The organism is Pseudarthrobacter sp. NIBRBAC000502770 (assembly GCF_006517815.1).
Lineage (GTDB): Bacteria > Actinomycetota > Actinomycetes > Actinomycetales > Micrococcaceae > Arthrobacter > Arthrobacter niigatensis.
This window is the reverse complement of the sequence record NZ_CP041198.1, coordinates 2,618,749-2,631,407: the sequence shown is the minus strand read 5'-3', so window position 1 is coordinate 2,631,407 and position 12,659 is coordinate 2,618,749. Positions and strand designations below refer to the sequence as shown.

General features: G+C 66.7%; 12 protein-coding genes. 6 read left to right on the top strand and 6 right to left on the bottom strand.

Features of this window, described 5'->3' with window-relative positions:
• Positions 1-6 precede the first annotated feature (6 nt).
• The 4 genes from NIBR502770_RS12635 to NIBR502770_RS12620 form a co-directional block, all read right to left on the bottom strand.
• Positions 7-975, bottom strand: coding sequence for an NUDIX hydrolase (locus tag NIBR502770_RS12635; protein ID WP_141182141.1), 969 nt, complete (start codon positions 973-975; stop codon positions 7-9).
• An 11-nt stretch (positions 976-986) separates the two neighbouring features.
• Positions 987-3,236 (bottom strand): RNA degradosome polyphosphate kinase, encoded by a 2,250-nt coding sequence (locus tag NIBR502770_RS12630; protein WP_141159738.1) that lies wholly within the window; start codon positions 3,234-3,236, stop codon positions 987-989.
• 138 nt (positions 3,237-3,374) lie between these two features.
• Complete coding sequence (mshD, locus tag NIBR502770_RS12625; protein WP_141182140.1) at positions 3,375-4,343, bottom strand: mycothiol synthase; 969 nt, start codon at positions 4,341-4,343, stop codon at positions 3,375-3,377.
• 33 nt (positions 4,344-4,376) lie between these two features.
• A complete protein-coding gene (locus tag NIBR502770_RS12620; RefSeq protein ID WP_133345752.1) occupies positions 4,377-5,075 on the bottom strand; it encodes a response regulator transcription factor in 699 nt (232 codons plus the stop codon).
• A 339-nt stretch (positions 5,076-5,414) separates the two neighbouring features.
• Here NIBR502770_RS12620 and NIBR502770_RS12615 point away from each other — a divergent pair, with 339 nt between their 5' ends.
• The 6 genes from NIBR502770_RS12615 (at position 5,415) to NIBR502770_RS12590 (ending at position 10,846) form a co-directional block, all read left to right on the top strand.
• Positions 5,415-6,182: a permease gene (locus NIBR502770_RS12615; RefSeq protein ID WP_141182139.1), complete on the top strand. Its 768-nt coding sequence runs from the start codon at positions 5,415-5,417 to the stop codon at positions 6,180-6,182.
• 172 nt (positions 6,183-6,354) lie between these two features.
• The gene (locus NIBR502770_RS12610; protein WP_141159741.1) at positions 6,355-6,963 is read left to right on the top strand and encodes an FABP family protein; all 609 of its coding nucleotides are present in this window, start codon (positions 6,355-6,357) and stop codon (positions 6,961-6,963) included.
• 41 nt (positions 6,964-7,004) lie between these two features.
• Positions 7,005-7,742 carry a flavodoxin family protein gene (locus NIBR502770_RS12605; RefSeq protein ID WP_141182138.1) on the top strand — a complete coding sequence of 246 codons (738 nt, stop codon included), beginning with the start codon at positions 7,005-7,007 and terminating at the stop codon, positions 7,740-7,742.
• A gap of 22 nt (positions 7,743-7,764) precedes the next feature.
• Positions 7,765-8,847 (top strand): folate-binding protein YgfZ, encoded by a 1,083-nt coding sequence (locus NIBR502770_RS12600; RefSeq protein WP_168223167.1) that lies wholly within the window; start codon positions 7,765-7,767, stop codon positions 8,845-8,847.
• Entirely contained in the window at positions 8,847-9,272 is a 426-nt protein-coding gene (locus NIBR502770_RS12595) for an ankyrin repeat domain-containing protein (protein ID WP_141159743.1), read from the top strand. The genes NIBR502770_RS12600 and NIBR502770_RS12595 overlap by 1 nt, the downstream gene beginning before the upstream one ends.
• A gap of 53 nt (positions 9,273-9,325) precedes the next feature.
• Positions 9,326-10,846, top strand: coding sequence for a DHA2 family efflux MFS transporter permease subunit (locus tag NIBR502770_RS12590; protein WP_141182137.1), 1,521 nt, complete (start codon positions 9,326-9,328; stop codon positions 10,844-10,846).
• Here NIBR502770_RS12590 and NIBR502770_RS12585 read toward each other — a convergent pair.
• Both NIBR502770_RS12585 and NIBR502770_RS12580 read right to left on the bottom strand, forming a co-directional pair.
• The gene (locus tag NIBR502770_RS12585) at positions 10,808-11,524 is read right to left on the bottom strand and encodes a GNAT family N-acetyltransferase (RefSeq protein ID WP_141159745.1); all 717 of its coding nucleotides are present in this window, start codon (positions 11,522-11,524) and stop codon (positions 10,808-10,810) included. The two genes, NIBR502770_RS12590 and NIBR502770_RS12585, sit on opposite strands and share 39 nt — an antisense overlap.
• 27 nt (positions 11,525-11,551) lie before the next feature.
• Positions 11,552-12,577: an ATP-dependent 6-phosphofructokinase gene (locus tag NIBR502770_RS12580; RefSeq protein ID WP_141159746.1), complete on the bottom strand. Its 1,026-nt coding sequence runs from the start codon at positions 12,575-12,577 to the stop codon at positions 11,552-11,554.
• Positions 12,578-12,659 lie beyond the last annotated feature (82 nt).

Here is a 12,659-nt window from a genome sequence, read left to right as displayed (position 1 = left end):
GCCGGGCTAGTCGTCAAAGGGCTTGAACTGCTCCACCGCTACAACCCGCTTCTTCCCGCCGTTGGCCACATGGCACACCACCAGCTCGCCGGGCGAGAGGTATGGCTCGTGGGCCGGCAGCAGCTTGGCGAGGTGTGACGGCATGTGCGTGGCCAGCTGCTTGAGGACCGTGGGCAGGGCGGGCCTGTGGGTGCAGACCACCACAGGCCGTTGCTTGTCCACCAGGGACTCGATGACGGCAGCGGTCTTCTTCGGGCTGCGCTGGTGCTTGTGCTCGGTCAGGCCCTCCGCCAGCTTCACCTTGGCCCCGCTGGCCCGCGCGTACGGGGCAACGGTGGCAACGCAGCGCAGCCAGGGGCTGCTGACAACCCGCATCGGCTTCCACGCCTGCAGGAGCCGGCCCACGGCCTGGGCCTGACGTGATCCGGTTGCCGCCAGCGGACGCTCACCTTCGGCTTTGCTCCAGGATGCGCGTGGTTTGGCTTTGGCATGGCGGAGCACCAGCAGGGGCCAGGTGTCCAGCTCCCCGCGCCCGTGCGCGTCCTGCAGGTACTCGAGCGGTACGACGTCGGACGGGTTGGACAGCAGGCGGGCCGCCTTTTCGGGTGCGCACCACATGACGCTGTCCACCTCCTTGCCGTCCGGAACCAGGCTGTCGCCGTTGACCTTTACGGCCCAGTAGTGGACAACCTTCAGTCCAGACGCTACGTGGTAATGGATGGGCGGCAGCGGGATTCCCAGGGGCGCCTTGAGGCCGATCTCCTCCCACACCTCACGGACGGCGCATTCCGGGACGGTCTCGCCGGCGTCGATCTTCCCCTTGGGCCATGACCAGTCGTCATAGCGTGGACGGTGGATCAGCAGGACTTCCAGGCCGTCCCGGCCGGCACGCCAGGGAATGGCTCCTGCCGCAGTGACGGCAATGGGTTCGCCCGGGTGGTCTGTCTGGTCGGCTACGAGTGCATCGCTCGACAACGCGGCGGCCCTTATCGCCGGCTCAGGCTGCGTTGCCGCGGCCGGGACGCCAGCAGCCAGGACTGGACGTCTTCGAGCGGCTTCCCGTCCTCGGAGAGGTGGTGCCGGGTCCAATGGCCCTGGTTGTCAAGATGCCAGCTGGAGGTCTCCGGATCCATGTAGCGCTGCAGGAGGTCAAGGACGTAGGCGATGTCGTCCGCACTGGCCAACTGGACCAGGGCCTCCACCCGGCGGTCGAGGTTGCGGTGCATCATGTCCGCGGAGCCGATGTACACCACGGGGTCCCCGCCGTTGGCGAATGCGAACACCCGTGAGTGCTCCAGGAACCGGCCCAGGATCGAGCGGACCGTGATGTGCTCGCTGAGGCCGGGAACGCCGGGCCGCAGCGAACAGATGCCCCGGACCACCACGTCCACCTTCACGCCCGCCTGGGACGCGCGGTACAGCGAGTCGATAATGGCTTCGTCCACCATCGAGTTCACCTTGATCTGCACGTGTCCGGGAATTCCGGCGCGGGCATTGCGGATCTCGGTTTCGATGCGGTCGATGAGGCCGGAACGCACGGAACGGGGTGCCACCAGGAGGCGCTTGAACGTCGACTTGGGCGCGTAGCCGGAAAGCTGGTTGAACAGCTTGGAAAGATCCTGCCCCACCTGTTCGTCGGCGGTCAGCAGGCCCAGGTCCTCGTAGTACCGGGCGGTGCGCGGGTGGTAGTTGCCGGTACCGATGTGGCAGTAGCGGCGCAGGCCGTCCACTTCCTGCCGGACCACCAGGGACAGCTTGCAGTGCGTCTTCAGGCCCACGATCCCGTACACCACATGGACGCCGGCCTGCTCCAGTTTGCGGGCCCACGAGATGTTGGCCTGCTCATCGAACCTGGCCTTGATTTCCACCAGTGCCAGCACCTGCTTGCCGGCCTCGGCGGCGTCGATCAGGGCATCCACAATGGGGGAGTCCCCGGAGGTCCGGTACAGGGTCTGCTTGATGGCCTGGACCTTCGGGTCTGCCGCAGCCTGCTCCAGGAACGCCTGCACGGAGGTGGAGAACGAATCGTAGGGGTGGTGCAGCAGAATGTCCCGGCGCCGCATGGCAGCAAACACGTTGGCGGCCTTGGACGTTTCGGACTCGTTCAGGTACCGGGAGGTGTGCGGGACGTGCTTGGGGTAGTGCAGGTCCGCCCGATCGATGCCGGCTATGACGGACAGGCCCCGCATGTCCAGCGGCGCCGGCACCGAGTACACCTCGGACTCCTCCACGCCCAGCTCACGGATCAGCAGCGCCCGGATGTTGGGGTTGATGTCATTGGTGACTTCCAGCCGGACAGGCGGCCCGAACCGGCGGCGGAGGAGTTCCTTCTCCAGGGCCTGCAGGAGGTTCTCGGCGTCGTCTTCCTCAACCTCCACGTCTTCATTGCGGGTGACGCGGAAGGTGTGGTGCTCCAGGACCTCCATGCCGGGGAAGAGCTTGTCCAGGTGGACGGCGATGACTTCCTCCAGTGCGATGAACCGTGCCACCCGGCCCGGCACCGCACCGGCGCGGGGGCCGTCAATGGAAATCAGCCGCGGCAGCTGGTCCGGGACCTTGACGCGGGCGAAGAGCTCCTTGTCGCTTACGGGGTTCCTGACCACCACGGCGAGGTTCAGCGACAGGCCGGAGATGTACGGGAACGGGTGCGCGGGATCCACGGCCAGCGGCGTGAGGATGGGGAAGACCTTTTCCGCGAACATGACGCTGAGCTGCTGCTGGGCGGCGTCGTCCAGTTCCCCCCACTGCATGACGTGGATGTGCTCGTACGCCAGCGCGGGCCGGATCTGCTCGGCGAAAACCTGTGCATGGCGCTGCTGGAGCCGGTGGGCTTCTTCGCTGATCCGCTCCAGCACCTCGACAGGGCTGAGCCCGGCAGGGGAGGGGACGGCCAGCCCGGTGGCGATGCGGCGCTTCAGGCCTGCCACGCGGACCATGAAGAATTCGTCCAGGTTGGAGGCAAAAATGGACAGGAAGCTGACCCGCTCCAGCAGGTGGAGGGTAGGGTCTTCCGCCAGTTCCAGCACCCGCGAATTGAAGGCGAGCCAGCTCAGCTCGCGGTCCAGGAACCGGTCGGGCCGGATGTCGCCTTCGGGCTGCAGGTTCGGTGCGAATTCGGGGATGTCGATGCGATCCTGCGTGGCCCTGGATGCCGGTACCTCGGATGAGCCGAAGCGGGCCCGGACAGGCACCGCAACATCCTGGGACGTGGCTGTTCCGGACGGTTCCGGGTTCATGGCTTCTCCTTTAGCTGGCGCTCCGGTGCCTGCGCTTCCGCCCCGCGCGGCTCCATTTCAACCTTACAAGCATTCACCGCCCCCACGGCCTTTGTTTTACGCCGTGCCAGGGATTGCTCCGGCCTCCCGACCTCCCGGCTACCCGGCGGCGGGGCCGTACATGACGTCCATGTCCCAGCGGCTGAAACCGAGCCGCCGGTACAACGCGACAGCCGGAGCGTTGTCCGCATCCACGTACAGCATCACACCGGCCAGTCCTGAGTCGCGGAGGTGCTTGATGCCGGCAATGGTCAGTGCCTTGCCCAGTCCCATGCCCTGCGCGTCAGGTGTCACGCCCACCACGTAGACCTCGCCGATGGCCGGGTGGGTGCCGTGGCGTGGGTGGACCTTGGTCCAGTGGTACCCCAGCAGCCTGCCGTCCCGGTCCTCGGCGAGGAGGAAGCCGGACGGGTCGAACCAGTCTTCCGCCATGCGCGCCTCGAGGTCGGCCCTGGTGAGGCTGCCCTGCTCGGGGTGGTGGGCGAATGCTGCCCGGTTGGCTACCAGCCACGCCTCTTCATCCTTGCCCGGAACGAACGTGCGGATGGCCACCCCGTCCGGCAGGCCGGCATCGGGCAGGTCCGCGCCCGCCGTCGTCATCCTCATCTTCCACAACTCGCGTACCGGCGCATACCCGTAGCGCGCGGCGAGGTCGGCAGCGGCTTCATGGTTGCCATGCGACCAGGCGTTCAGCCCGTTGAAGCCCCGGACCTCCTTGAGCGCGCCCACCAGGCGGTCCGCCACGCCCTGGTTCCGGTAGGAGGGATGGACGGCGATTTCCAGGATGCCGCTGCCGTCCGGCTCCTCAACCACGACGGCGAAGCCCGCCAGGTCCTGGCCGGTGGCCGGATCGGAGTCCTCGTCGGGAGCGTAGAGGGCCAGAGTCAGGAGGCTGTGCTCCGCCGAGTCACCGGCGCGCATGGTCACCAAGGTTTGCTCGGAAATGGAAGGATTGCCGTCCGATTCCTCAGCCGCGGCCAGAAGGTCACGGCAGTCTTTCAGCAGTTGCTGGTCAACTCCGCCCCGGACAACATGGACGGGCCACTTCTGCGGATGCGCTGGAGTCATGAGCCAAGGCTATACGCCGGCGGCAGCTCAGGCTCATGCCTCCGTGAGTTCATCTTCCTGCTGCCGGACCAGCGTGAGGCGGTAGCCGACGTTCCGGACGGTGCTGATCAGGTTCTCGTGGTCCGCTCCGAGCTTTGCCCGCAGGCGCCGGACGTGGACGTCCACGGTGCGCGTGCCGCCGTAGTAGTCGTAGCCCCACACCTCCGTCAGCAGTTGCTGCCGGGTGAACACGCGGCCAGGGTGCTGCGCCAGGTACTTCAGGAGTTCGAACTCCTTGAAGGTCAGGTTCAGGGGCGCCCCGTTGACCCGGGCCGTGTAGCTTGCCTCATCGATGACGACGCCGGCGGCACGGATTTCGCTGGGCGCGTCTTCCTGCTCGGGTACTGCCCGGGCAACGGACAGCCGGATACGGGCCTCCACCTCGGCGGGGCCCGCGGAATCGAGGACGATGTCGTCAACGGCCCACGCGGAGGACACCGCCGCCATGCCACCTTCGGTCAGGATCAGCACCAGCGGGGCGCTGAGGCCTGTGGCCTTCAGGAGCTGGGTGAGGGAACGGGCGCCCACCAGGTCCTTGCGGGCGTCCAGCAGGACAATGTCGCAGGGGTCTGTTTCCAGGAGGGCCGTTGGTTCGGCGGGGAGGATATGGACCCTGTGGTTCAGCAGCTCGAGGGCAGGCAGGATGTCCACCGAAGAACCGGTGCTGTTGGTCAGTAACAGGATGTGCGACATTGTTCCTCCAAGGGCTGTCCGCGCATCATTGGGCGACTGAACCGGATTCTCACCGGCCGGTACTGGCTCCTGCGGAAGGTTTTGGACCGTCAGCACGCCGCCGGCCAGCCACCTCAGCAGGGAGCGTAGCTGAGCTTTGAGTATACCCGGCAGCCCCTCCCTGGCCACAGATTCAGGACGTGGACCGGCACCATTTGCGACATATCCAGTTCACATAAGGCAGGATTGGACCAGGGCGCACCCGCCCTGCCATGAGGGGGCAGACCTGCCTTCCGGCCGACCGCCAGGATGGGAAAACAGCGCAGTGAGTGCACCGACGAAGCACAGGCCGGGCCACGCATGACGGCGGAACTGCAGGCTCCCGCGCGTTCACTGGGCTCCTGGACCGTCGGCGTCGTCGGGATCGCCGGCCTCATCGCGATCATCGCCGGGGTCTACGCCTCGCCGGAGGCACTCGTGGTGGTGGGCATCGTGATCGCCGTGGCGGTGGGCATCGGCTGGCCGCACTTCCTCCGCATTCCCGCCAAGAAGACCCTCGCCGCAGTTATCGCCCTGCCGGGTGCAGGCGCGGCCATAGCCGCCGCCCTGGTGCCTGCCCCCGGATACCTGGACTGGACTCCCGGCTTCGTGGCCTTGGGAATGATGGCCGTGTTCGTGGTGCAGCTCATCCGCGGAACAGGACAGGCGCAACGGCTGGAATCCACCCTGGGGTGCTGCGCCGGTGTCCTGCTGTCCTGCCTGGGAGCAGGCTGGATTGCCGGCTCCCGCTTCAACGGTGTCCGCGAGATGCTCCTGGTGGCGGCGATCAGCGCGGCTGTGGCCCTGCTGGCCGGGCTCATCCGCTGGCCGGACAGCATTGTTGCCCCGCTCGGAGTGGTGCTTGCAGGCCTTGCCGGTCCGCTGGCCGGGCTGGTCCTGTCGGACATTGCCGTCCTGCCGGCGGCCATCTTCGGCGTGGTTGTGGGCGCGGTGCTGGCGAGCTTCCGGCGGCTGGCCACCCTGCGCGGTGCGCCACTGAACATCCTGGCCGCCCTGGGCATGGGGCTGGCCCCGGTCTCGGCTGTTGGATCCCTTGCGTACTTCATAGACAAACTACTCATCTACTAACGGTTAGGATGGCACCATGTCCGTACTTGCTTTTGAAATCTTCTTCCTTGTCCTGCTCGGCATCGCGAGCCTGTCCATGGCCTGGTTCGCCGGCTTCGTGGTCTACCGCCTCTTCAAGGGCCAGCAGTAGCCACCCCTTTCCCGGGACCGGCCGTAGCTGGAGGTAATACCAATGCCCATTGAGATTCCTACAGACCTGACCCCCGAACTCGTCCCCCTGTCCTGGCTCATCGGTGAGTGGGAGGGCCGGGGGCGGTTGGGCAGCGGCGATGAGGATTCTGAACACTTCCTGCAGCACGTCTCCTTCACCCACAACGGGCTGCCGTACCTGCAGTACCGTGCCGAAAGCTGGTTGACCGACGACGAAGGGACGCGCCTGCGTCCGCTCACCGTCGAAACCGGCTTCTGGGCGCTGGAGCGCAAGCAGCTAGACGCCGACGGCGGCCCTGGGCTAGTGCCGGCAGACATCGTTCCCGTGTTGAAAAGCGCCGACGAGGTCGAAGCGCTGCGCAACAAGGACGGCGGCTTCGACATCTCCGTATCCATCGCCCACCCCGGCGGCATCACGGAGCTGTACTACGGCCAAATCAAAGGGCCTCAGATCCAGCTGACCACCGACATGGTGATGCGCGGCAGCCACTCCAAGGACTACAGCGCCGCCACCCGCATATTTGGCCTGGTGGACGGCAACCTGTTGTGGCGCTGGGACGTTGCCACCGGGGGTGACGCAGGAAAAGGGCTGGAGGCCCACGCCTCTGCGTTCCTGCACCGGGTCTCATGACCAGACAGGGTCTTCCGGACCCATAAGAGGGGAGCGGCACCGTGGGAGAAAGCACCGTCCAGGCAGCAGGAGCACCGGCTGATTACAGCGACCTGAAAGCTGTCTTCTTCAATGGCACGCTGAAGAAGTCGCCGCAGACGTCCAATACGGACGGGCTGATCCGGATCAGCCGCATGATCATGGAAAAACACGGCGTGGGCACCACGGTGATCCGGACGGTGGACCATGACATCGCCAGCGGCGTCTACCCCGACATGACCCAGTACGGCTGGGCCACCGACGAGTGGCCCCAGCTTTACCCCGCGGTCAAGGAAGCCGACATTGTGGTGGTGGCCGGGCCCATCTGGTTGGGGGACAACTCGTCCCAGACCAAGAAACTGATCGAACGCCTCTACGCCCACTCCGGCGAACTCAACAGCAAGGGCCAATGGGCGTTCTATCCCAAGGTCGGCGGTTGCCTGATCACCGGAAACGAGGACGGGATCAAGCATTGCGCCATGAACGTCCTCTACAGCCTTCAGCACATCGGCTTCAGCATCCCGCCGCAGGCCGACGCCGGATGGATCGGACCCGTGGGGCCCGGCCCGAGCTACCTCGATGAAGGCTCCGGTGGCCCGGAAACCGACTTCACCAACCGGAACACGACGTTCATGACCTGGAACCTCCTGCACCTGGCCCGGACGCTCAAGGACTCCGGGGGCTACCCCGCGTTCGGAAACCTGCCCGGCGAATGGGCTGCCGGAACAAGGTTCGATTTCGAAAATCCGGAATACCGCTGACCTCCAAGGACTTCTACTTCATATGACTACGCCCAGCCCTTTGTTGTCGCGCCCCGGTGCCGTCGAGGCCACCGGTCCTGACGCCGGAGTCGCCGCCCACTACGGCGAGCCGCTGCGCGAGCAGCGCGCCCTTGCCGCCGGAACTGCCGTCGTCGACCTTTCCCACCGCGGCGTGGTCACCGTCACCGGGCCCGACAGGCTCAGCTGGCTCAACACCCTGTCTTCCCAGCAGGTGGCAGCCCTGAAGCCGGGCGAGTCCAGCGAACTGCTGCTCCTCAGCGTCCAGGGCCGGATCGACTTCGATGCCCGTGTGGTCGATGACGGGGAAACCACCTGGCTGATCGTCGAAGCAACGGAGGCCGCCCCGCTGGCCGAGTACCTCAACCGCATGAAGTTCATGTTGCGGGTCGAGATTGCCGACGTCTCCGCGGACTGGGCCGTGGCCGGCAGCACCAGGGCCGTGCCGGAATGGGCCGGGCACCTCGCCTGGCAGGACCCGTGGCCACACGTGTCCGCGGGCGGGTACTCCTATGCCACAGTTTCCGAGGAGAACCACCCCGGCCTTGAACGTCCCTGGTTCGAGTACCTCATCCCTGCCGGCGGCCTTGAGGACGCCCTTGCCGGCCGGCCCCTGGCCGGTGTGCTCGCTGCTGAGGCCCTTCGCGTGGCCGCCTGGCGGCCCCGGATCGGCGCCGAAACGGATGACAAGACCATCCCGCACGAACTGGACTTGCTGCGCACGGCCGTGCACCTGGCCAAGGGTTGCTACAAGGGCCAGGAAACCATCGCCCGCGTCCACAACCTCGGGCACCCGCCGCGCCGGCTGGTGTTCCTCCAGCTGGACGGATCGCAGCACACCCTGCCCGCCGCCGGCAGCCCCGTCATGGCCGGGGAGCGGAAAGTGGGGACCGTGACCTCGGTGGCGCAGCACTACGAGATGGGTCCGGTGGCCCTGGCAGTCATAAAACGTTCAGTGGCCCCGGATGACGTACTGACGGTCCTGGACGGCGATGAGCCGTATGCGGCCGCCCAGGAGCTCATCGTCGCCCCCGACGCCGGCCAGGTTGTGGGGCGCCAAACCGGATTCCTGAGGGGGCCGCGCTGATGACCGGGAACACCACGCCCGTCCACGCCGCGGCGAAGTCAACGGAGGGGCACGACGACGATGCGCTGGCTTTGGCGCATACGCTCTTCCAGGCTGCCCGTGAAGGGGACGCCGCGCTGCTTGGTCCCTACCTGGAGGCCGGTGTCCCCGCCACCATGACGAACTCCGCCGGCGACTCCCTGCTGATGCTCGCCGCGTATCATGGCCATGCCGGAACCGTACAGCTGCTGCTGCAGCACGGCGCCGACGCCAACACCGCCAACGATCGGGGCCAGACCCCCCTCGCCGGAGCGGCATTCAAGGGCTACACGGATGTGGCCCGCGTCCTGCTGGGCGCCGGAGCGGATCCGGACGCCGGTGCGCCGTCGGCCAGGGCCGCAGCGCAAATGTTTGCCCGCAAAGAGATCCTGGACCTGCTGGGCTGATCTTCCCGGGTTTCCGCCCGGGCACCAAAACAAAACTCCAGAAGGATGACCGAGTGGAAAACGTAGAAAAGCCGTGGCCGGCGCTGTGGTCCCTGGTGATCGGGTTCTTCATGATCCTGATCGACAGCACCATCGTCTCGGTAGCGAATCCCCGGATCATGGAGGGACTGCACGCCGATATCAACTCGGTGATCTGGGTGACCAGCGCCTACCTGCTGGCTTACGCCGTCCCGCTGCTCATAACGGGCCGCCTCGGTGACAGGTTCGGGCCGCGGAAGCTGTACCTGCTGGGCCTGGTGGTGTTCACCCTGGCCTCGCTGTGGTGTGGCCTGGCCCAAAATGTGGAAACCCTGATCGCGGCCCGCGTGGTGCAGGGGCTCGGCGCCGCAGTCATGACGCCCCAGACCATGGCGGTCATCACCCGCATCTTTCCGCCGGACCGCCGTGGCTCCGCCATGGCCGTCTGGGGTGCCACGGCCGGCATGGCCACCCTGGTGGGGCCCATCCTGGGCGGTGTCCTGGTGGACGGCCTGGGCTGGGAGTGGATCTTCTTCATCAACGTGCCCATCGGCGTCGTGGGCTTCATCCTGGCCATGCGCAACGTCCCGGCACTGAGCACCCACCCGCACCGGTTCGATATCCCCGGCGTCCTGCTGAGCGCCGTCGGACTCTTCCTCCTGGTCTTCGGTATCCAGGAAGGCGAGACGTACAACTGGGGGACCATCACCGGGCCCATCAGCGTCTGGGGACTCATTATTGCCGGCCTGGTAGTCCTGGCCGCCTTCGTGGCATGGCAGCGCTTCAACAAGGGCGAACCGCTCCTGCCGCTGGGCCTGTTCCGGGACCGGAACTTCTCCCTCGCCAACCTTGGCATCACCATGGTGGGGTTCACCGTCACGTCCTTCAGCCTGCCGCTGATCTTCTACTACCAGCTGGTCCGCGGCCTGACGCCCACCCAGTCGGCACTCCTGATGGTGCCCATGGCGCTGATTTCGGGCGGCATGGCGCCCGTGGTGGGCAAGATCGTGGACCGGGTCAACCCCAAATACCTTGCCGCCGGCGGCCTGACGCTGATGGCTGTCGCCCTTGTCTGGAACGGCCTGCTCATGCAGCCGGACACACCCATCCTGCTGTTCCTTCTCCCCAGCGCTGTCCTGGGGTTCGCCAACGCCGGCATCTGGGCACCGTTAAGCACCACCGCCACCCGGAACCTGCCGCCGCGCCAGGCCGGCGCAGGTTCCGGCGTCTACAACACCACCCGGCAGTTCGGGGCCGTGCTGGGCAGCGCAGCTATTGCCGTCCTGATCCAGTCCCGGCTCGCCGCGGAACTCCCGTCCGGCGGCCCTGCGGCATCAGCCGGTGAAGGGATGGCGATGGGCGGTACGTTGCCCGGATTCCTGCAGGCAGGGTTCTCGACGGCGATGGCCCAGTCGATCCTGCTGCCCGCCGGCGTTGTGCTCGCCGGGGCGGCGGTGGCACTGTTCTTCGCCAAGCCCAAGCCGGTCCAGGACTGGGGCGCCGCGGGCAGCCCGGCCTCAGCGAAGGTGGACGCTGGTCTGGATTCCGCCGGCTGACAGGCCCAGCTTCCGGGCCAATGCCAGGCAGCCGGTGTTGCTGACATCAGCGCGCCACTGCAGGGTAAGCCCGGCGGCCAGGGCCTCGTGGGCAGCGATGGAACCCGCCAGCGCTCCCAGGCCGCGGCGCCGCCAGTCCGGATCCACCAGGACGCCCATGTTGGCCAGCAGGCCCTCCCACTCGCCGTAGGCCCCGCAGGCCAGGGGCACGCGCCTGCCGTCCAGTTCATGGACGATGGTGTATCGGTTCTCGAGGTCGGACAGGCCCACTTCATTCACGTCATCCGGCGGGCACCTGCCCTCCAGTTCGATCGCCTCGGGATTCCCGTGCGAGACCGTCAGTTCCTCCGACGGTTGCTGCAGCGGCAGGTCGTCGGCAAAGAACAGGGCCGCGGCGCCCAGCCCGTGGCCACCCTGTTCCCTGGTCAGTTTCAGGAGCGTGACATGCTGGGCCATTTCCTCGTCGGGGATGCCGGCCGCTGCCTCGATGATGCTCCGTGGTCCTACCAGGACGGAACTGCCGAACAGCCGCACAAACTCGACGGTCCGGGCCGATTCGTCGGCGCGGACAATCCGTTCGCCGGATGCCAGGGCGTCACCGAATGCGTCGTCGTCAAGGCCCAGCCGGCGTGCCCACGCCAGCTGGATGATGGCCGCTGAGCCGGGATCGAGTGTCATGGTCCCAGCCTAGGGCGGCCCAGTGGCTTAGCCGAACAGGACCGCGGCCTCGTCGTAGCGGTTTTGCGGGACGGTCTTGAGCTGGCCCAGGGCCTCCTCGAAGGCGACATGCTGGATGTCGGTGCCCTTCAGCGCCACCATGGTGCCCCAGTAGCCTTCCACCACGGAGTCAATGGCGGCCATGCCCAGCCGGGTGGCAAGGACCCGGTCGAAGGCTGAGGGGACACCGCCGCGCTGGATGTGCCCCAGGATGGTGGCTCGGGTTTCGATGCCGGTCCGTGCTTCAAGTTCGGGCGCAAGCTGGTCCGCGATGCCGCCCAGGCGCGGACGGCCGAAGGTGTCCAGGCCACGCTCCGAGTGCGGGCTTTCCATGTGTTCGGGCACGAAGCCCTCGGCCACCACCACAAGGGGTGCGCGGCCGCGGGCATGGGCTTCCTTGACCCATTCGGTGACCTGCTCGATGCTGACCTTCTGCTCCGGGATGAGGATGGCGTGCGCCCCGGCTGCCATCCCGGCGTGCAGTGCAATCCAGCCCACGTGGCGGCCCATCACCTCGGCAATCATGCAGCGGTGGTGGGATTCACCCGTGGTACGGAGCCGGTCGATCGCCTCGGTGGCGATCTGTACCGCGGTGTCGAAACCGAAGGTGTAGTCGGTGGCGTCAAGGTCGTTGTCAACGGTCTTGGGGACACCCACGATCTTGAGTCCGGCGTCGGTCAGGCGCTTGGCCGCTGCCAACGTACCCTCACCGCCGATTGCGATGATGGCATCGATGCCAAGCCGGTCCATGTGGGCTTTGATGGCCTCGGGACCGCCGCCGTTTTCGAACGGGTTGGTGCGGGAAGTGCCCAGGATGGTCCCGCCCTGCTTGGCGATGCCGCGGACCATGGTGCGGGGGATGTCGATGATGTCGCCCTCCACCACGCCCCGCCAGCCATCCCGGAATCCGACGAATTCCTGGCCATGGACGGCGATGCCCTTCAGTACCGCGCCGCGGATCACGGCATTCAATCCGGGGCAGTCGCCACCGCTGGTGAGGATTCCAATTTTCATGTTCGGCTCAAATCCTGGGAAGAAGGTTTACAGGCAGAGCGCCACGCTGAGCTCACCTAGAAGTGTAGTGGGGTGTGTGGGG